The following is a 20,711-nucleotide window of genomic DNA, read 5'->3' as shown; positions in this document are numbered from 1 at the left end:
GGAGCACCGCTATCTTTTCATCGCCGATTCACGCCGTTCTGCCTGAACGGATTTTGAATGGCTGTGTTCCTTTGCATTCAGAAAGGGCAAATCATTTGCCCTTGAACTGCCGGAGATATTCGTTGTCGGGCGAAAGCACGATCGACGTGCTCGAACCCTGATCGGCAAACACCGCATCATAGCTGCGCATCGCCCGGTAGAAATCGTAGAAAACCGGGTCCTTGTTGAAAGCGTCCGCGTAAGTCTTGGCCGCATTGGCCTCGGCCGTGGCACGGATGATCTGCGCCTGCTTCTGGCCCTGCGCGCGGATCGTGGCGGCTTCCTGCTGACGCGCCGTGGCCATGCGGGTGAATGCGGAATCGAGCGGAGAACCTTCGGGAAGATCGGCGCGCTTGATCCGCACGTCGATGATCTGTGCACCATACTCGCGCGCCTCTCGGTCGAGCCCAGCGCGGATCTGCTCCATTGCCCTGCCGCGATCCGCGGTCAGCAACGAACCGAACGTGCGCTTGCCCAGTTCCTGTCGCAGCGCGGAATTGAGGATGGGTTGCAGCTGCTCGGCCACACGCTCGGTCGTGCCTGCGGTTTGCACCATGCGCACCGGATCGATGATCCGAAAGCGCGCGAAGGCGTCCACTTCGAGACGGCGCTGGTCGGCCGAAAGCACCTGCTGGCGTTCCATGTCGAGATCGAGGATGCGGCGGTCGACTTCGACCACCTGTTCCATGAACGGAATGCGCCAGATCAGGCCTGCGCCGGTCTGCCCGAAGTCCGTATTGGGCTTGAAGCGGTTGACGACGCGTTCCGGCTGGCCAAGCCGGACCACGACTGCCTGGGTCTTCTCGTCCACGACCTTGACGCATGAGGCTGCCGCAACAAGCGCGACAGCGACGGTGATGATCGCGGCCTTCTGTTCGGTCCAGAGGTTCTGCAGGAAGGTCATCTCAGTTTCCTCCCTCGGCGGGCTTGGCCGGTTGCGTGCGCTTCATCTCGGGCAAGGGCAGATAGGACTGCACGTTGTTGGTCTCGAGAATGACCTTGTCGGTCTTGCTCAGCACGCGCTCCATCGTCTCGTAATACATGCGGCGGCGGGTCACTTCCGGTGCCATCTTGTATTGCTCGTAAACCTTGTCGAACGCAGTGGCCTCGCCCTGCGCGCCAGCGGTCAACTGCTGCGCCTGCGATTGTGCCCGGTTGATCGCGCTTTGCGCATCCTGCTGCGCGGCCAGCACTTCCTTGAAGGCATCGACCACCTTGGTCGGCGGATCGGTCTTCTTGATGTCCACGCCCTGGATCGAGACGCCCGAACGGTAGGCGTCGAGCACCTTCTGCATGCGGTCGCGCACGTTCTGCTCGATCTGCTGGCGGCCCGATCCCATCGCGTCGTTCAGCGTGACCTCGGCGATCGACTGGCGCATCGCGGCCTCGGCCACTTCGCGCACGGTCTGGTCCGGCTCGGCCAGCTGGAACATGTACTGCTTGAGATCCTTGATGTTCCAGCGGACCAGGTAGGTCAGGTCGACCAGGTTCTGGTCGCCCGTCAGCATCAGCTTCTCGCCATCGACCTCGGGGATGGACTCGCGGCGGATCGAGGTAACGTCCTGAACGCTGACCGACTGGATCGGCCAGGGCAGGGTGACGGCCATGCCGTTGTCGATGGTGCGCGAATAGGCGCCGAAGGTGGTGACGACACCCTTTTCCTGAGGCGCAATGCGGTGGACCATCGATGCGCCCAGCCATAGCGCGACGATTACGGCGATACCGACCGGTGCCCACGACTTGCCGTCGGGGCGCTGCGGCAAGCGGGGCATGGTCGGGCCCTTGCCGCCGCCGCCGCCATTGCCGCCGCCCTTGCGGGCACGGAAGATGTCCTCGATGTTCGGCCCACGCTTTTGCGGGGTATCAGTCGATTGCGGCGGAAGCCATGGATTGCGAGGGCCCTCGGTGGGCGGCGTCGGCTGGCCGGGAGCATCGCCCTCGGGCGCGCTGCCTTCGCCGGCCGGGGACGTGTCCTTTCCGCCCGAACCCCATGGGCTCTTCTTGCCAGTCATGAAAAGGCCCCGATCACGGCCCAGTCTTGCGATCCATCCACCCGGTAATGTCATGCGCCTTGTTATAGGAAGCGTTGACGCGAAAAACAGTGTCCTTTCCCTAAAATTCATCTGCTAGGAGGCGCTCATCAACAAGGCAGGGAACAGGCGTTGAGCATTACCGAACAATCGTTGCGCGAGACGGTGCAGGCAGCGGCGGGCGACCGCCTGCAATCGTTGAAACTGGCCGATGGCGTGGCAACGGTGATGCTCGAGGTCGGCGGGCTGGAGCGGCTCGATCGCGACAAGCTCGAGATGGCCGTGCGCGATGCCGTCCGTCAGGCAGGCGTCGGTGAAGTGCGCCTCGGGATGACGGCAGACCGCAAGGCGCGCGTGATCATCGCGGTCGGCTCGGGCAAGGGCGGTGTCGGCAAATCGACGCTCTCGGCCAACCTTGCCGTGGCCATGGCGCGATTGGGGCGCAAGGTCGGGTTGGTCGATGCCGATATCTACGGTCCCTCCCAGCCACGCCTGCTTTCCACCGAAGGCCGCCGGCCCGAAGCCGAGGGCAACAAGATGATTCCGATTCAAAGTCCCTACGGCGTGCCGATGCTGTCGATGGGCCACCTCGTACAGCCGGGGCAGGCGATCGCATGGCGCGGGCCGATGGCGGGCAATGCGCTGGGTCAGCTGATCGACGCGCACTGGGGCGAGACCGAGATCATCGTGGTCGATCTGCCCCCGGGAACCGGCGACGTGCAGCTGACCATGCTTGCCAAGCATAAGCCCGCAGGCGCGGTGATCGTCTCGACGCCGCAGGATCTTGCCCTGATGGATGCCACCCGCGCGATCGGCCTTTTCGAACAGGGCCAGGTCCCGTTGATCGGCATGGTCGAGAACATGGCGGGCTACATCTGCCCGCATTGCGGCGAGGAGAGCGATCCCTTCGGTCATGGCGGTGCCGAAGCGGCTGCCAGGACGATGGGCCTGCCCTTCCTTGGCCGGGTACCTCTCGACCTTGCGATCCGGCAGGAAAGCGATGCGGGCAATCCGCCCGCGGCAGGCGAAACGCCGCAGGCCGAGGCGTTCCTGTCGATCGCAAGCGGCGTGCTTGCCTGGCTCGACGCGAAGCGCTGACCCGATGCGGCTGACGCGGCGAGGGTTGCTTGTGGGCGCAGGGATCGGCGGCGCGCTGCTGATCGCGTTCCCGCTCATCCCGCGCCGCCACGGCATTCCCCTGCTGGCCGGCAAGGACGAACACGTCGTCGACGCCTTTCTCAAGGTCGGCAAGGTCAAGGGCGTTGGCGGCAAGGCCGATTGCATCCTGACGGTCGCTGTCCCGTTCTGCGAGATGGGGCAGGGGATCACCACGCTGGTCGCCCAGATCGTTGCGGACGAGGCGGGCGCGGACTGGCGCAAGGTTGCGGTGGAAGCCGCGCCGATCAGCCCCGCTTATGTCGACCCGATCCTGTCCGCGCGCTGGGCACCTTTGTGGATGCCGGCGTTCGCCTCCCTGGGTGACGACCCGGCTGGCCTGCTTCCGCGCCTCCACGCCGAACGCGAGCCGTTGATGATCACGGCGGACGGCACCGCGCTGGCCGCGTTCGAAACCCCCTTGCGCGAGGCAGGTGCTGCCCTGCGCGCAATGATGGCGCAAGCCGCTGCCGAAAAATGGGGCGTCGGCTGGGAGGAATGCGAAACGAAGGACAGCGTCGTGACGCACCAGAAGAAGCGCCTGTCCTTTGCCGACTTGCTCGACACTGCAGTCGAATACGATCCCCCCGATCCGGCCGTGTTGCGTGCCGAGCCGCCGCGGGAACGTCCCGGCCAGTTTCCCGAAGGCGCGCCTGCCCGCCATCCCCGGCTCGACCTGCCCGCCAAGGTCGATGGCAGCTTCACATTCGCGGGCGACATCCGCCTGCCGGGCATGGTCTTTGCCGCCATCGCGCACGGTCCGCAGGGGGCCAGCGTGCTCTCGAGCCATGACAAGCAGGCCGCGGCTTCGGTGCGCGGTCTCGTCGGCGTGGTCCATGCAAAGCGCTGGCTCGCCGCTGCGGCCACCACGTGGCACGCGGCCGACAAGGCAGTGCGCGCGATGGAGCCGCGCTTCAAGGCTGATGGTCCGATTGCCGACAGCGAGAAAGTGCTTCTCGCGCTCGACAAGGCGCTGACCAGGGGTGAGCCTGTCCGGCTTCTGGCCGAGGGCGATCCGGATGCGCTGCTGGCCAAGCCCGGATTGTCTGCGCGTTATGACATCGAGCCGGCGTTTCATGCTCCGCTCGAAACCGCCAGCGCCACCGCGCGGATGCGGCAGGGCAAGCTCGAACTGTGGATCGCGACGCAGGCGCCCGAACGCGCACGGCGGGCAGCGGCGCGCGCGGCTGGCCTGTCGCGCCATGACGTGATCGTCTACCCGCTGCACGCCGGCGGCAGTTTCGACGCGCGGCTCGACGTGCGCATCGCCGCCGAAGTGACGGCCATCGCGACCACGCTCGGCAAGCCTGTCCAGTTGACCTATTCGCGCTGGCAGGAATCGCTGGCAGGGGTGCCGCGCACGCCCCTCTCGGCCCAGCTGGAGGGCATGCTGAGTCCGGACAAGGCGCGAGTGCTTGGCTGGCGCGCACGGCTTGCGGTGCCTGCCACGGCGATCGAGTCCGGCGCGCGCCTGCTCGATGGCCGGGGCATCCGCGATGCGCTCGACCTGCAGGACCAAAGCGATCCGATGGCCTGCGCTGGCGCGATGCCGCTCTATCGCATCCCTGAAAAGGCTGTCGACCAGGTGCCGGTCGCGATCGGCCTGCCGACCGCGCGCTTCCGCGGGCAGGCGCATGGTTGCACCGCATTCCTCACCGAAAGCTTCGTCGACGAACTCGCGCACCTTGCCGGCAAGGAACCGCTCTCGTTCCGCGTCGGCATGCTGGAGGGCGAGGCCCGTCTTGTGGGCTGCCTGACGGGCGTTGCAAAGCTGGCGCAATGGGGTGGCGGGATCGAGGCTTCGGGCCAGGGCATTGCCTGCCATCGCATGGACCTGACCTTGCCCGGCGGAGCGATACGGTCCGGCCAGATCGCAGTCGTCGCGACAGCGCGGGCCGAGGCCGGCGTGGTCCGGGTCGACCGGTTGAGCGCTTATGTCGACATCGGCAGGATCGTGAACATGGACATTGCGCGTCAGCAGATCGAAGGCGGGCTGATGTTCGGGCTGGCCCACGCGGTCGGCGGATCGAGCGGCTATGCAGGCGGGCGTCCGGTGGCGGGTCGCCTTTCGCAGCTTGGCCTGCCTTTGCTCGCCGATTGCCCCAAGGTCGATATTGCCTTTGCCGACAGCAACGAGGAGCCGTTCGATCCCGGCGAACTGGGCATGGTCGCAGTCGCTCCGGCTGTCGCCAACGCCTTGTTCTCTGCCACGGGCGCGCGCTTCCGCCGCCTGCCGCTAATTTCCGAAGGACTTTGATGAACCGCCCCCCTAGTCAGCTGCCGTCTGATCACCCGACTATCCTGACGGGCAAGGTCGGCGTTCTGCTCGTCAATCTCGGCACCCCCGACGCTCCCGATGCCGGCGCGGTGAAGCGCTATCTCAAGCAGTTTCTCTCGGACAAGCGCGTGGTCGAGATTCCTGCGCTCGTCTGGCAGCCGATCCTGCGTGGGATCATTCTCAACACGCGCCCCAAGAAGTCGGCGCATGCCTACAGCCAGGTCTGGACCGACGAGGGCTCACCCCTAGCCGCAATCACCGCTGCGCAGGCGCGCGCGCTCCAGGCACGCCTTGGCGATGCCGCAATCGTGCGCCATGCCATGCGCTACCAGTCGCCCGCCATGGACAAGGAACTCGATGGGCTTTTGGCGGAAGGGTGCGAGCGCATCCTCGTTGCCCCGCTCTATCCGCATTACTCGGGCGCCACGACGGCGTCGGCGCTCGATGCCGTGGCCGACTGGATCAAGGCGCGCCGCCGCCTGCCGGCGCTGCGCTCGCTTCCGCCCTATCACGACGATCCGGCGTATATCGGCGCGCTCCATGCCGACCTCGCGCGACAGATCGCCACGCTCGATTTCGCACCCGAGATGCTGCTGCTCAGCTACCATGGCATGCCCGAGCGCACGCTGCATCTGGGTGATCCCTACCATTGCCACTGTCGCAAGACCTCGCGCCTGCTGGCCGAGCGCTTTGTGGCGAGCCATCCCGGCCTGCTGGTCGAGACCTCGTTCCAGTCGCGCTTCGGCAAGGCCAAGTGGCTGGAGCCTGCAACCGATGCCGTGCTGACGTCCTTGCCCAAGCGCGACGTGCGGCGGGTGGCGATCGCCGCGCCGGGCTTCTCGGCCGATTGCCTCGAGACTCTGGAAGAACTGTCCATTCGCGGGCGCGAGGAGTTCGTTGGCGCAGGCGGCACGCACTTCGCGTCGCTCGCCTGCCTCAACGCAGGCGATGAGGGGATGGCGCTTCTCGAAGCGATGGTGCGCCGGGAGCTTTCGGGCTGGATTTGACTCTGCTGACATGCGTGTTAATTGTTCGGTTAAGACGCAAACGGGAGAGATCATGGCCAGCCTCGCGCCGGACATCCGCAAGGACCTGCACACCGATCGCGCCAACCCGCACTGGGTCCGGCTTGGCGGCGATGACAAGCTCGACCACATTCCGGGTGACGATGGCTGGCCGCTGCTGGGCACGACGATGATGCAACTGGCCGATCCGCTCGGGTTCCAGCGGCGGATGTCTGAAACCTACGGTCCGGTCTATCGCACGCGCAGCTTCGGCAGGCGCGGCGTCAACCTCATGGGGGCGGACGCAAACGAACTGGTCCTGTTCGATCGCGACAAGCTGTTCTCGAACGAGCAGGGCTGGGGTCCGATGCTCAACCTGCTGTTTCCGCGCGGGCTGATGCTGATGGACTTCGAGGCGCACCGGGTCGACCGCCGCGCCCTGTCGATCGCGTTCAAGCCCGAACCGATGCGCGCCTATTGCGGCGTGCTCAATGCCGATATTGCCAGCGCAGTCGACGCATGGGCCCAAGATGCCGAAAAATGCCCGATGCGCTTCTATGACGCAATCAAGGCGCTCACGCTCGATACCGCGGCTTCGAGCTTTCTCGGGCTGCCGCTAGGGCCGGAGGCCGATGCACTCAACAGGGCCTTCGTAGACATGGTTCAGGCCTCGGTCGGCGTAGTGCGCCGTCCACTGCCTTTCACCAAGATGGGCAAGGGTGTTGCCGGGCGCCGGCTGATGATCGAGTTCTTTGGCAAACTGGTGCGTGAACGGCGCGCCAATCCGGGGCAGGACATGTTCAGCCAGTTTGCGCTGGCCACGCGCGAGGACGGTGCGCTCCTGCCCGAAGATGTCGTGGTCGATCACATGATCTTCCTGATGATGGCCGCGCACGACACGATCACCAGTTCGGCCACAGTCCTGTTCTGGCAGCTGGCGACGAATCCCGGCTGGCAGGACCGTCTGCGCGCCGAAGCCCGCGCCGTGACCGGGGGCGATGGCCTGCCACTGGGCTATGACGACCTTGGCCGGATGGAACTGACCGAGATGGCGTTCAAGGAAGCGCTGCGCTTCATGCCGCCGGTGCCCAACATGCCGCGCCGCGCGCTTCGTGCCTTCACCTTCGGGGGCTACACCATTCCGGCGGGCACGCCCGTCGGCATCAGCCCGGCGGCGGTACACGCCGATCCGTCCCACTGGCCAGACCCCGAGCGCTTCGATCCCTTGAGATTCACGCCCGAGAAAGTCGCTGGCCGCCACAAATATGCCTGGGTTCCGTTCGGCGGGGGCGCGCACATGTGCCTCGGCCTGCATTTTGCCTACATGCAGGTAAAGCTGCTGGTCAGTCACATCCTCACCCGCTACGAGGTCGCCATGCAGCCAGGCAGCGAACCTTCGTGGCAAGCCTGGCCGATCCCCAAGCCGCGTGACGGCCTTCGCGTGGAGTTGCGCCGAATCTGTTGACGATTCGGTGCCCTACCGCTAAGGGCGCCGCTTTCCGGCGGTGCTTTGCCGTCAAACCATGAGAATTCAGCGGCCCGTTTCTTGCGGCCCGCCAGAGGACGAGAAACAGAGACACATGGCCAACACGCCGCAAGCCCGCAAGCGCATCCGCCGCAACGACCGCCGCGCCGTAATCAACGGCAACCGCCTGTCGCGCATCCGCACCTTCGTCAAGAAGGTCGAATCGGCGCTCGAAGGTGGTGACAAGTCGGCAGCGGCCGAGGCCCTCAAGGCAGCACAGCCCGAACTGGCTCGTGGCGTTGCCCGTGGCGTGCTTCACAAGAACACCGTCGCCCGCAAGATGTCGCGTCTGTCGAAGCGCGTCGCCGCGCTCTGATTCGCGAATTTCGATTCGGATTGGTGCCGCAAGGCGCCATCGGATCGTAACAGCGTACAAAAGCGGAATTTGGCCGGCGATTTCTCGCCGGCCATTTTCGTTTGTGCCGCATATTATTCGCCACGCGGCGCACGAATGTTTCAATGTGACAGTGTGCAGTTGCAACAAGTCACGGAATCTTCGCGATTCGCTTCTCGAATAAGTAAATTCTCTTATAAATCAGTGCCTTGATGCATTTCTGCGGACCTTGGCGAGTCAAGGGCATTTATTTCAGTTTTTTTGCGGTCGCCCCGCTTGCGCAAGGGGGCTCTCGCCCAATAGACAGTGTGAACCGGGGGCGGGAATCACTGTCACCTGGTGTCACAAGACAACTTTTTGGGCGAAGCCTGCGGCGCAACCGTGCTGCCGGGCGGGGGTAGTTCGTGCCTGTGGGAACCGACCGGTTCGCGCATGGCTTTTTAGTCGGGGCAGCGACGCGTGAAAATTGACGATTTCGCTGGTGGTTCCGCTGGCCGGGGGGCAAGCGCGGATTTCACCGGGCAAGCCAGTGCCGACCGAAACATGACGAACAAGAAAGGGCGGGACAGCACGATGATTGAGGACCAGGAAGCGCTGGATCTGGCTGCCGACTGGGCCGACATCAGTCAGGGCCTGAAAAAGGATCTGGGGCCACAGCTGCACGCGCAGTGGATCAAGCCGATCCAGCTCGGGTCGTTCTGCAAGGACACCGGTACGCTCGATCTGTTCCTGCCGACCGAATTTTCCGCCAACTGGGTCGCCGACCGTTTCGCCGATCGCCTCAGCCTCGCCTGGAAGATCGCCCGGTCCGAAGTGCGCCAGGTGCGCATCACCGTGCATCCGCGTCGCCGCTCCCTGCCGGAACTGCGTGTCGGTGCCGACAGCGTGGCCCAGCCGCGCGCAAGCGCTCATCTGCAGGCATCGCCGGTCATGGCCGATTCGGCGCTGTCGGGCCTCGATCCCTCGCTCACCTTTGCCGAGTTCGTATCGGGCACGGCCAACGTGCTTGCGGTCAATGCCGCGCAGCGCATGGCCGCTGTCGAAACGCCCCAGTTTTCGCCGCTCTATCTCAAGGGCTCGACCGGGCAGGGCAAGACGCACCTGCTTCACGCGATCGGCCACGCCTTTGCCGCCAACAAGCCGGGCGCGCGCATTTTCTACTGCTCGGCCGAGCGCTTCATGATCGAGTTCGTCCAGGCGATGCGCTCGAACGAGATGATCGAGTTCAAGTCGCGCCTGCGCGGCTTCGACATGCTGCTGGTCGACGACATCCAGTTCATCATCGGCAAGGCGAGCACGCAGGAGGAATTCCTGCACACGATCGATGCGCTGATGAGCGCGGGCAAGCGCCTCGTCGTCGCCGCCGATCGCGCGCCCCAGGCGCTTGACGGGGTGGAGCAGCGTCTGCTCTCGCGCCTTTCGATGGGCCTTGTCGCCGATATCCAGCCGGCCGATATCGAACTGCGCCGCAAGATTCTCGAGCACCGCCTTGCCCGGTTCAGCAACAATCAGGTTCCCTCGGACGTCATCGAGTTCCTCGCCCGCACGATCAACCGCAACGTGCGCGAACTCGTCGGTGGCCTCAACAAGCTGATCGCCTATGCCCAGCTCACCGGCCAGCCGGTATCGCTGCAACTGGCAGAAGAACAGCTGACCGACATCCTCTCGGCCAACCGCCGCCGCATCACGATCGACGAGATCCAGCGCACGGTTTGCCAGTTCTACCGTGTCGATCGCACCGAGATGGCCTCGAAGCGCCGCGCCCGCGCAGTTGTCCGGCCGCGCCAGGTCGCGATGTACCTCGCCAAAGTGCTCACGCCGCGCTCCTACCCTGAAATCGGACGCAAGTTCGGCGGGCGCGATCACTCGACCGTGATTCACGCCGTGCGCCTGATCGAGGAACTGCGCACGCGCGATGCCGACATGGACGGCGACGTGCGGACGCTGCTGCGCCAACTCGAAGACTGACAGGATTTCCACCGGTTTTGCCGGTGTTGCGCACAACGATGCCGGGATGCGTGTGACCCTCGCATTCCGGCATTTTTGTGCCTAGATGCGCGCCATGACGCCAGACCGCCTAGACCGCTTCGCCCGCCATATTGTCCTGCCCGAAGTCGGGGCGGTTGGGCAGGCGCGGCTTGCCGGTGCCCATGCCGTTCTGGTCGGCATGGGCGGAATCGGCTCGCCAGCGCTGCAGTATCTTGCGGGGGCTGGCGTCGGCAAACTGACACTGATCGATGACGATGTCGTCGAAGCCTCGAACCTTCAGCGCCAGACGATCTTCGGCGAGGCCGATATCGGCGAGCCCAAGGCAACCGCCGCAGCCCTGTGGGCCGGCAAGTTCGATCCCGCACTCGACGTCGTGCCGCACATCGTCCGCATTTCCCGCGACAATGCCCCCCGCCTGATCGAAGGGGCTGACGTCGTGCTTGATGGGTGCGACAACTTTGCCACGCGCCTCGCCGTGTCCGATGCCTGCGTGGCCGCGGGCATCCCGCTCACCTCGGCTGCTCTCGGGCGCTTCCAGGGTCAGGTTGTCAACTTCGCCGGCCACCGCGAAGGGCATTCGTGCTACCGCTGCTTCGTCGGCGACGCCTTCGATGCCGAGGACTGCGATACCTGTGCCGATCTGGGCGTGCTCGGCGCGATGGTGGGCATGGTCGGTGCGTTCGGCGCGATGGCCGCCATGCGCGTGCTGCTAGAAGGCGTCACCACGCTGGGCGACCCGCAATGGGGACAATTGCATGTGCTGGATGGATTGAAGCCCGGCCTTCGCACGATGCGGATTGCCAGGGATGCCGAGTGCCGGGGCTGCAATTCGGCCCGATAATCAGCCCAGCAGTTCGTCCACCCATCCAGGCACCACCTCGCTTGCCGGGCCAAGCCGCGTCTCGTGGAACCACGCCGATCCCTGGCTCCGCTCGAGATTGAGCTCGAGCGTCTGCAGGCCGAGGTCGCGCGCGGTTCGTACCAGACCGGCGGCAGGGTAGACCGCGCCCGAGGTGCCGATCGACACGAACAGGTCCGCAGCCGAGAGTGCCTCGTAAATCTCGTCCATCCGATAGGGGATCTCGCCAAACCAGACGATGTCCGGGCGCAGCGATGGCGTGGCGCATGACGGACAGGGTGGCCGGTCGATCAGGGGGGCGGTCCAGCGATGGCGTGCATCGCAGGTGGTGCACCACGCGTTCAGATGCTCGCCATGCATGTGCAGCACGTTGAGCGCCCCGCCGCGCTCGTGCAGATCGTCGACGTTCTGCGTGACGATCAGCACCTCGCCGCCGGTTCGCTTGGGCCACTCGCGATCGAGCTTCGCCAGGGCAACGTGCGCCGGATTGGGCTGCTTGGTCTGGATCGCGGCGCGGCGCATGTCGTAGAAGCGCAGGACAAGCTCGGGATCGCGCGCGAAGGCCTCTGGCGTGGCGACGTCCTCCACCTTGTGCTGTTCCCACAGGCCACCGCCGCCGCGAAAGGTATCGATGCCGGATTCGGCGGAAATTCCCGCTCCGGTGAGAACGACGATATTGCGTGGACGTTTCATCGCGACCATGAAGCACGCCTGCAAAGGGACAGGCAATGACCAGAATCGCAAGACGCATCGGAATCATCGGCAGCGCAGGACGAATGGGCAATGCGCTTCGGGCGGCCATTGCGGCGGCAGGCCACGACTTTGCCGGCGGGATCGACAAGGGCGGCGATCCGCTGGCTCTGGCAAGCCTGAGCGATGTACTGGTTGATTTTTCCGCTCCGGCCGCCCTCGAGTTCAATCTCGACGCCGCCATCCACGCGGGCGTCCCGATCGTGATCGGCACCACCGGTCTCGAGGAGCGCCACCACTGGCTGATCGATGCCGCAGCCGTCAGCATTCCCGTGCTCCAGACCGGCAACACCTCTCTCGGCGTCACCCTGCTGGCGCATCTGGTCAAGGAGGCCGCGATGCGGCTGGGCGAGGACTGGGACATCGAGATCGTCGAGACGCACCACCGCATGAAGGTCGATGCGCCATCGGGCACGGCGCTGCTGCTGGGCGAGGCTGCGGCCAAGGGACGCGGCGTCGATCTGGCGGAGGAATCAGTGCGCGGGCGCGATGGCATCACCGGCGCAAGGCAGGCCGGCACGATCGGCTTTGCGGCGCTACGCGGCGGTAGCGTTGCAGGGGATCACTCGGTCCATTTTCTTGCCGACAACGAGCGCCTGACCTTCTCGCACCTCGCCGAAAATCGCGCGATCTTTGCCAAGGGCGCCATCCGCGCAGCCGAATGGCTTCTGAGCAGGGAGCCAGGCCGCTACACCATGCAGGACGTGCTCGGGCTCTGACATGAACCGGGCAGACGTCTTCGAGTTCTTCCGGCGCCTTGCCGAGGCCAATCCCTCGCCCGAGACCGAGCTCGAATACGGCAACGTCTATCAGTTGCTGGTCGCGGTGACACTTTCGGCGCAATCGACCGACGTCGGCGTCAACAAGGCGACGCGCAGGCTGTTTGCGCAAGTAAAGACGCCGCAGGACATGCTCGATCTGGGCGAAGCCGGGCTCAAGGATCACATCAAGACCATCGGCCTGTTCAATTCCAAGGCCAAGAACGTCATCGCCATGGCCGAGATACTGGTAGCGCGCCATGGCGGCGAGGTCCCCGCAGACCGCGATCTCCTGACCGAGCTTCCGGGCGTCGGGCGCAAGACCGCGAATGTCGTGATGAACTGCGCATTCGGAGCGGAGACCTTCGCAGTCGATACGCACATCTTTCGTGTCGGCAATCGCACGGGGCTGGCCAAAGGCAAGACGCCACTCGCGGTCGAGAAGGGCCTCGAAAAGAAGGTGCCTCAGCCGTTTCGCGTGGGCGCACACCACTGGCTGATCCTGCACGGCCGCTACATCTGCAAGGCGCGCACGCCCGAATGCTGGCATTGCCCGGTCATTGACCTTTGCGCCTACAAGTCCAAGGTGCTGGACAAGGGGGCCAAACCAGCCCCGCAGCCCACGAAGGCAGCGGCCCGAAAAAAGGAGAGCATGACATGAAGCGCATGACCCTGATCCTCCTGTCCGCAGCGGCCCTTTCCGGCTGCGCCGCGCAAGAGCCCGGCGCGACCTCGAGCAACGGCCATGGCAAGGATGTCCCGGCGGCCCGGGTCGTCGGCAATGCCGTCAGTTGCATCCCGCTCCAGTCGATCCGCGAAAGCCGGGTAAGAGATGACTGGACGATCGATTTCCGCACCGATGGCAACCGCTGGTACCGCAACACTTTGCCGCATCGCTGCAGCAGCCTCGGTTTCGAGCGGGCCTTCGCTTATTCAACCTCGCTCACGCGGCTGTGCAATGTCGATATCATTACGGTCATTGCCAGTAGCGGCGGCCCCGGCCCGATCAATCGCGGATCGTGCGGTCTTGGCGAATTCACGCCGGTAGAGCTGGCGAAGTAAAGCTACTTCTACCGGCGTGCAGAATCTGCACCGCACTTCGTCATTGCGAGCGCAGCGAAGCAATCCAGAGCGGCACCACATGGCCCTGGATTGCTTCGCTGCGCTCGCAATGACGCGTGACTCTGATTTACCGCATGCCGCTTTAGCCGTTGGCCTGCGCCTTGAGCTGGTAGAGCAGGTCCAGCGCCTCACGCGGTGAAAGTGCGTCGATGTCGAGGCCGTTCAAGCGCTCGCGCAAGGCGTCGACCTTTTCCTCGGCGGCTTCAATCGCGGCGGCGAACAGCGGCAGGTCGTCCAGGCCCGCAGCGAGGCCTCCGGTCGCCGCGCGACCCTTCTCGAGCTTGTCGAGCACAGACTTCGCGCGCTTGACCACGGGTGCGGGCACGCCCGCCAGTCGCGCTACGGCAAGGCCGTAGGACTTGTCTGCGGGGCCTTCGGCCAGTTCGTGCAAGAGGACAAGATCGCCCTTCCATTCGCGCGCGCGAACGTGGTGCAGCGACAGCGCATCGCAGCTTTCGGCCAGCCGCGCGAGCTCGTGATAGTGCGTGGCAAAGAGGCAGCGGCTGCGGTTGATCGAGTGGACCGTCTCGACAACCGCCCAGGCCAGCGCAAGCCCGTCATAGGTGGACGTGCCGCGCCCGACCTCGTCGAGGATCACGAAGCTGCGCTCGGTCGCCTGGGAAAGGATTGCGGCGGTCTCGACCATCTCGACCATGAAGGTCGAACGGCCGCGCGCGAGGTTGTCGGATGCACCGACCCGGCTGAACAGGCGGTCGACCATGCCGATCGTCGCGGCCTGCGCAGGCACGAAGCCGCCCGCCTGTGCGAGTAGCACGATCAGCGCGTTCTGGCGCAGGAAGGTCGATTTACCGCCCATGTTCGGACCGCCGATCAGCCAAAGGCGGTCCGTTGGTGCGAGCCGGCAGTCGTTTGCCACAAAGCGCTCACCCTTGGCGGCAAGCGCTGCCTCCACCACCGGATGACGGCCGCCCACGATCTCGAGGCAGGGCTCGTCCACCACGCGCGGCAGGGTCCATCCCCCCTCGGCCGCGCGCTCGGCCTGCCCTGCGGCAACGTCGATGCGTGCTAGTGCGGCGGCGGTCGTGGCGATTGCCTCCTTGGCGCGTACGGCTTCGCCCACCAGCTCCTCGAAGTGCGCTTCCTCGGCGGCGAGCGAGTGGCCGCCGCTTTCGGCGATGCGGCTGGCTTCCTCGTGCAGGGCAAGCGCGTTGAAGCGCACCGCGCCGGCCATGGTCTGGCGATGGGTGAAGCCCGATTCGGGCGCCATCAGCCGGTCGGCATGGCGGGCAGGCACTTCGATGAAATAGCCGAGAACGCCGTTGTGGCGGATCTTCAGCGCGGTGACGCCGGTCTCGTCGCGGTACTTCGCCTCGAGCGCGGCGATCGCGCGGCGGGCATTGCCCGACATGCGGCGCAATTCATCCAGCGCGGCGTCATAGCCCTCGGCAATGAATCCGCCCTGCGAACGTTCCGTTGGCGGGGTCGGAACAAGCGCGCGGGCATAGAGATCGACAAGTGCGCCGTGCCCGGCAAGCGCGGGCAGCAGTTCATCAAAGGGCGCGGGCCGGTCGGCGCGTGCGCATAGCAGGTCGTGGAGCCGGCGCGCCTCGGACAGGCCATCGCGCAGCTGCCCGAGATCGCGCGGGGAACCGCGTCCGGCGACCACGCGGCCGAGTGCGCGGCCGACGTCGGGGAGCGAGCGCAGGATTGCCCGCAAATCCCCGCGCAACAGCGGATCGTCGTGGAGCCAGCTTACCAGTTCCAGCCGCCGGTAGATTGCGCGCGAATCGGTGAGGGGGGCAGACAGGTCTTCGGCCAGCAGGCGCGCGCCCGCGCCCGTGACGCAGCGATCGATTGCTTCGGCGAGACTGCCCCGCCGCGTGCCACTGGTGCTCGTCAGGATTTCGAGGCTGGCACGCGTCGCCTCGTCCATCGCCATGTGCGTACCCGCTTCGCGCAGCACCGGTGGCAGCAGCAGCGGCAGGCTGCCACGCCCGACGTGGTCGAGATAGGTGATCAGGCCGCCCGCTGCGGCAAGCATGGCGCGGGTGAACTGGCCGAAGCCGTCCAGCGTGGTGACGCCGTGGACCGTCTTGAGCCGCGCCTCGCCCTCATCACTCGAGAAGGACCGATTCGGGCGCTCGACGCATCCGGACGGCGCTTCGCCCCAGGAATCGGGCGCCACGATCTCGCTTGCGCCAAGCCGGGCAAGTGCTGCGCCCATCTGCTCGGAGCCGCATTCCTCCAGCTCCATCCGGCCCGTCGAAATGTCGCAGGCGGCGATGCCGATGAGCCCGCGCACTTCGCAGACCGCGGCCAGCATGTTTGCGCGGCGCGGCTCGAGCAGGGCCTCCTCGGTCAGAGTTCCGGCAGTGACGAAGCGGACGATGTCACGCGCCACCAGTGCCTTGGAGCCGCCGCGTTTCCGGGCCTCCTCGGGTGTTTCGACCTGTTCGGCAATGGCGACGCGGCACCCGGCCTTGATCAGGCGGGCAAGGTAGCCCTCGGCCGAATGCACGGGCACCCCGCACATCGGAATGGGCGAGCCGCCATGCTCGCCCCGGCTGGTCAGCGCGATGTCGAGAACCTGCGCTGCGGTCTTCGCATCGTCGAAGAACAGTTCGAAGAAGTCACCCATGCGGTAGAACAGCAAGCAGTCACCAGCCTGCTGTTTCAGCGCAAGATATTGCACCATCATCGGAGTTGGGGCATTAGGGGTCACGCGGTGGTGGCTAGACCAGCCGCGCGTGTTTCTCAAACCATCGACACCGGGATATCCGCAACTCCGCGCCAAACGGCTGGAGACGGGTCCGGTCTTGTGGGGGTATGTACGGTTTGACGCAAGTCCGCGAGAAAGACTGGATGGCAGGGATCAAGGCCCTGTGGGCGCGTGCAGGCGCGCTGCCGTGGCTGTCTGGCCCCGGCATCCTTATCGGCGTGCTGCTGATCTGCCTGCCTTTCGCGCTGGTCGATGTGCCGCCCCTGATCGACGTGCCGGGCCACATGGGCGCTGCCGCGATCGAGGCTGCGGGCCCGGGCAATCCGCTTGAGAAGTATTTTACCTGGAAGTGGGTGTTCACGCTCAACATCGGCGGTGGCGTGCTGATGAAGGTGCTGGGCGCACAGTTCGGCATTCTCGCCGCAGGGTGGTGGAGCACCGTCCTGGCAACCGGCCTGTTCGCAGGCGGCTGCCTGTGGACGATCCGGATGCTCAACCCCAGGGGCGGGCATGCCGCGGCCTGGTCGCTGATGTTCGTCTTCAGCTTTCCGCTGCTTACCGGCTTCCTCAACTACATCCTCGCCACCGGCCTCTCGTTGACGGCGTTCGGCGCCTCGCTCTGGCTCGAGCAGAAGAACCCACGCTACCGCGCTGCCATGCTGATCGTGGCGCAACCGGTCGCGATGCTGTGCCATGCCATCGGCGGTCTGCTCCTTGCGATGCTTATCGCCGCGCACGCCTTTGGCCGTGCGATGGATGAACTGCCCGAAGGCTGGCGCTTCCGCGACTTGACCAACCGCCAGTGGCTCAAGACGCTCGACTGGAAGGCCATCGGCCTGCGCCTGTGGCAGACCTGCTGGCCGCTTGTGGCGACGCTCGTCACAATCGTGCTGTGGAAGGCGTTTTCGCCCGAAGCGAAGTCGATGAACATCTGGCGCTGGGACCAGAAGGCCTGGTCCTTCGTGCTTACCCTGCGTGACCAGAACCAGATTCTCGATGCAGGCACAACGATTGCAGCCTGCCTGCTCGTTCTTGCCGGCCCTTTCCTCGGCGCCCGCTGGCGCTGGCGGCAGGGCCTTCCGGCGCTGATCGTCTTCGCGCTGTTCCTCGCTATCCCAAGCGACATCAACGGATCTTCGTTCGTCGACATTCGCCTGCTCCCGGTCGCGGCGATGCTCGGGCTTGGGCTGCAGGACTGGAGCGGCGCGCGCAAGGCGCAGTGGGCAAAGATGGTCGCTTACGCAGGTATGGGCCTGCTTGCGGTGCGCCTCACGGTAACCGCGGTCAGCTTCTCCGACTATGCCGAGGACTACAACAAGCAGCTTGCCGCACTGACCCATGTCGAGCCGGGCAGCCGCGTGCTCGCCTTTGTCGAGCATACCTGTCTCGATGAATCCTGGCGCAACACCCGCCGCGATCACCTTGCCAGCCTCGCCAGCCTCTATCGGCAGGCGTGGGTGAACGACAATTGGGCCGTGCCGGGCCTGCACATGGTCGTGCCACGCTTCCGTCCGGGACGAAATTTCACGGCGGACCCGTCCGAATTCGTTTGGTCGCGCGGCTGTGCCGGCGGCTGGCGGCGCAATGTCGACAGCGCGCTCAAGGCTGCCCCGATCGAACGCGTCGACTATGTCTGGCTAATCGATACCGGGATGCCGCATCGTCCCGATCCGCGCCTGCAGCTCGTCTGGCAGGAAGGTCGCAGCCTGCTGTTCAAGGTGCGCCGCCTCGGCATCCCGACCTGGAAGCCGCGCGACTTCTGATCGCGCGCCGCATTCCGGTGAGGTCACCGGTGATTTCGCCGGTCGATTCTGTGTAATCGGTGCCTTGCTATCGATTGGAAGGCGGCTGCGCGCCTTGACGTAGCGTCAAAGGTCGGACAGTGCCTTTGTGCCTGACAACGGCGAGTTTACGGGGGATACCATGTCCGAGGAAAGCAACGTCCGCTTCACCGAACGCGAGGCGCTTTTCTACCACAACACGATCCGCCCCGGTAAGATCGAGATCATCGCCTCCAAGCCGATGGCGACTCAGCGCGATCTTTCGCTTGCCTACTCGCCCGGCGTTGCCGTGCCTGTTCTTGCCATCGCGGAAAATCCTGCGGACGCCTACGAATATACCACCAAGGGCAATCTGGTGGCGGTAATCTCCAACGGCACGGCCATCCTTGGCCTCGGCAATCTTGGCGCGCTTGCGTCCAAGCCGGTGATGGAAGGCAAGGCGGTGCTGTTCAAGCGCTTCGCCGACGTCGATTCGATCGACATCGAACTTGACACTGAAGATGCCGATGCGTTCATCGAGGCAGTCGCACTGATGGAGCCCAGCTTCGGCGGCATCAACCTCGAAGACATCAAGGCGCCCGAGTGCTTCATCATCGAGCAGGCGCTCAGGGAGCGCCTCAAGATCCCCGTGATGCACGATGACCAGCATGGCACCGCGATCATCTCGGCCGCCGGCCTTCTCAATGCCTGCCATCTGACCGGACGCCGGCTCGACGAGGTCAAGGTCGTCGTCAACGGCGCGGGCGCTGCCGCCATCGCATGTACCGCGCTGATCAAGGCCATGGGCGTGCGTCACGATAACGTGATCATGTGCGACCGTTCGGGCGTGATCTATCGCGGCCGCGAATCGGGCATGGACCAGTGGAAAAGCGCGCACGCGGTCGATACCTCGGCGCGAAGCCTCGAGGACGCTCTGGTCGGTGCCGACATCTTCCTCGGCCTGTCGGCCGCCGGTGCGCTCAAGCCCGACTGGGTGACGAAGATGGCGCCGCAGCCGATCATCTTCGCGATGGCCAATCCCGATCCCGAGATCACTCCGCCCGAAGCCAAGGCTGTGCGCCCGGACTGCATCGTCGCCACGGGCCGTTCGGATTATCCGAACCAGGTCAACAACGTGCTCGGTTTCCCGTTCATTTTCCGCGGTGCGCTCGACGTGCGGGCAACCGCGATCAACGAGGAAATGAAGATCGCCGCAGCCGAGGCGATTGCCCAGCTTGCGCGCGAGCCTGTGCCCGAGGAAGTGGCTGCCGCTTATGGCATGAACCACACCTTCGGCCTCGATTACATCATCCCGGCGCCGTTCGATCCTCGCCTGATGGAGGTGGTCTCTTCGGCCGTCGCCAAGGCGGCGATGGATTCGGGCGTGGCGCAGAAGCCGATCGAGGATTTCGACGCCTACCGCAACAGCCTGAAGGCGCGCCTCAACCCCACGACGTCCGTGCTGACCAACGTCTTTGCCCAGGCGAAGGACAATCCCAAGCGGGTGGTCTTTGCCGAGGCAGAGAACGAGGTGGTCCTGCGCGCCGCAATCCAGTTCAAGGACTTCGGTTACGGGACACCCGTTCTGGTAGGTCGCACGCAAGGCGTGCGCGATTTGCTGGCCGAACTTGGCGTCACGGATCCCGATTCCTTTGAGATCCACAATTCCGCCGTCTCGCCGCTCGTGCCCGAGATGATTGCCTTCCTTTACCAGCGCCTGAAGCGTCGCGGCTACATGGAGCGCGACGTCAAGCGTATGGTCAATCAGGACCGCAACGTCTTCGCTTCGCTGCTCGTTGCGCTTGGCCATGGCGATGCGCTTATCACCGGGCTTACCCGCACGTTCGCGCAATCGATGAAGGAAGTGCGCCGGGTGCTCGATCCCAAGCCCGGGCACCTGCCGTTCGGCATCCATCTTATGGTGGCGAAGAACTACACCGTGTTCATTGCCGACACGACCGTGAACGAGCGTCCTTCCGCCGAGGAACTGGCGCATATTGCGCGTGAAACCGCGGCCGTCGCGCGTCGGATGGGTCACGAGCCGCGCGTGGCGTTCATCTCCTACTCGACCTTCGGCAATCCCTATGGTCGCTGGCTCGATTCGGTGCGCGGCGCGGTGGCAATCCTCGACGCCGAGGACCCCGGCTTTGAATACGAAGGCGAAATGGCGCCCGATGCGGCGCTCAATCCCAAGGTCATGGCGAATTATCCGTTCAGCCGCCTTTCGGGACCCGCCAATGTGCTGATCATGCCGGGTCTGCAGTCGGCCAACATCTCTGCCAAGCTGCTGCGCGAACTGGCGGGCAACGCCGTTATCGGCCCGATGCTGATCGGTATGGAAAAGCCGGTGCAGATCGCTGCGATGACGTCGATCGCGCCCGATATCCTTACGCTGGCCGTGCTGGCGGGCGCGGGTATCGCGGGCTGA

At 65.2% G+C, this 20,711-nt stretch carries 16 protein-coding genes; 12 read left to right on the top strand and 4 right to left on the bottom strand.

All coding sequences use genetic code 11. From position 1 onward, the window contains the following. Positions 1-91: 91 nt before the first annotated feature. A complete protein-coding gene (hflC, locus tag AC2A04_RS08065) occupies positions 92-943 on the bottom strand; it encodes a protease modulator HflC (RefSeq protein ID WP_484211809.1) in 852 nt (283 codons plus the stop codon). A gap of 1 nt (position 944) precedes the next feature. After that, positions 945-2,051: an FtsH protease activity modulator HflK gene (gene hflK, locus AC2A04_RS08060; RefSeq protein WP_484211808.1), complete on the bottom strand. Its 1,107-nt coding sequence runs from the start codon at positions 2,049-2,051 to the stop codon at positions 945-947. Positions 2,052-2,399: 348 nt separating this feature from the next. Here hflK and AC2A04_RS08055 point away from each other — a divergent pair, with 348 nt between their 5' ends. The 7 genes from AC2A04_RS08055 (at position 2,400) to AC2A04_RS08025 (ending at position 11,195) form a co-directional block, all read left to right on the top strand. Then, on the top strand, positions 2,400-3,167 hold the full coding sequence (locus tag AC2A04_RS08055; protein WP_484212239.1) for an Mrp/NBP35 family ATP-binding protein: 768 nt from the start codon (positions 2,400-2,402) through the stop codon (positions 3,165-3,167). A 4-nt stretch (positions 3,168-3,171) separates the two neighbouring features. Continuing rightward, entirely contained in the window at positions 3,172-5,481 is a 2,310-nt protein-coding gene (locus AC2A04_RS08050; protein WP_484211807.1) for a molybdopterin cofactor-binding domain-containing protein, read from the top strand. After that, positions 5,481-6,509 carry a ferrochelatase gene (gene hemH, locus AC2A04_RS08045; protein WP_484211806.1) on the top strand — a complete coding sequence of 343 codons (1,029 nt, stop codon included), beginning with the start codon at positions 5,481-5,483 and terminating at the stop codon, positions 6,507-6,509. Before AC2A04_RS08050 ends, hemH begins: the two co-directional genes overlap by 1 nt. A 52-nt stretch (positions 6,510-6,561) precedes the next feature. Beyond that, on the top strand, positions 6,562-7,971 hold the full coding sequence (locus AC2A04_RS08040) for a cytochrome P450 (protein WP_484211805.1): 1,410 nt from the start codon (positions 6,562-6,564) through the stop codon (positions 7,969-7,971). A gap of 115 nt (positions 7,972-8,086) precedes the next feature. Next, positions 8,087-8,347, top strand: a complete 261-nt coding sequence (gene rpsT / locus AC2A04_RS08035) for a 30S ribosomal protein S20 (RefSeq protein ID WP_484211804.1) — start codon at positions 8,087-8,089, stop codon at positions 8,345-8,347. Between the two features lie 591 nt (positions 8,348-8,938). Continuing rightward, positions 8,939-10,333 carry a chromosomal replication initiator protein DnaA gene (dnaA, locus tag AC2A04_RS08030; RefSeq protein ID WP_484212238.1) on the top strand — a complete coding sequence of 465 codons (1,395 nt, stop codon included), beginning with the start codon at positions 8,939-8,941 and terminating at the stop codon, positions 10,331-10,333. 94 nt (positions 10,334-10,427) lie between these two features. Continuing rightward, positions 10,428-11,195, top strand: a complete 768-nt coding sequence (locus AC2A04_RS08025) for a HesA/MoeB/ThiF family protein (protein WP_484211803.1) — start codon at positions 10,428-10,430, stop codon at positions 11,193-11,195. On the opposite strand, the gene AC2A04_RS08020 is transcribed toward AC2A04_RS08025, so the two are convergent. Continuing rightward, positions 11,196-11,906 carry an NAD-dependent deacylase gene (locus AC2A04_RS08020; protein WP_484211802.1) on the bottom strand — a complete coding sequence of 237 codons (711 nt, stop codon included), beginning with the start codon at positions 11,904-11,906 and terminating at the stop codon, positions 11,196-11,198. Positions 11,907-11,941: 35 nt separating this feature from the next. On the opposite strand from AC2A04_RS08020, the gene dapB reads away from it, so the two are divergent. Genes dapB through AC2A04_RS08005 form a run of 3 tightly spaced genes read left to right on the top strand, consistent with a single transcriptional unit; the run spans position 11,942 to position 13,783 of the window. Beyond that, positions 11,942-12,682, top strand: a complete 741-nt coding sequence (gene dapB / locus AC2A04_RS08015; protein WP_484211801.1) for a 4-hydroxy-tetrahydrodipicolinate reductase — start codon at positions 11,942-11,944, stop codon at positions 12,680-12,682. 1 nt (position 12,683) lies between these two features. Continuing rightward, positions 12,684-13,382, top strand: coding sequence for an endonuclease III (gene nth / locus AC2A04_RS08010; RefSeq protein WP_484211800.1), 699 nt, complete (start codon positions 12,684-12,686; stop codon positions 13,380-13,382). Next, entirely contained in the window at positions 13,379-13,783 is a 405-nt protein-coding gene (locus tag AC2A04_RS08005) for a hypothetical protein (RefSeq protein ID WP_484211799.1), read from the top strand. Before nth ends, AC2A04_RS08005 begins: the two co-directional genes overlap by 4 nt. A 142-nt stretch (positions 13,784-13,925) precedes the next feature. Here AC2A04_RS08005 and mutS read toward each other — a convergent pair whose 3' ends face one another. Next, positions 13,926-16,502 (bottom strand): DNA mismatch repair protein MutS, encoded by a 2,577-nt coding sequence (gene mutS, locus AC2A04_RS08000; protein WP_484212237.1) that lies wholly within the window; start codon positions 16,500-16,502, stop codon positions 13,926-13,928. A gap of 164 nt (positions 16,503-16,666) precedes the next feature. Between mutS and AC2A04_RS07995 the strand changes: the two genes are divergently transcribed. Next, entirely contained in the window at positions 16,667-18,286 is a 1,620-nt protein-coding gene (locus AC2A04_RS07995) for a hypothetical protein (RefSeq protein WP_484211798.1), read from the top strand. A gap of 160 nt (positions 18,287-18,446) precedes the next feature. Then, positions 18,447-20,711: an NADP-dependent malic enzyme gene (locus AC2A04_RS07990; RefSeq protein WP_484211797.1), complete on the top strand. Its 2,265-nt coding sequence runs from the start codon at positions 18,447-18,449 to the stop codon at positions 20,709-20,711.

This window comes from Novosphingobium sp. HNCC26DJ243, assembly GCF_057180545.1.
The sequence above is the reverse complement of the archived record's forward strand: the minus strand, read 5'-3'. Positions and strand labels throughout refer to the sequence as shown.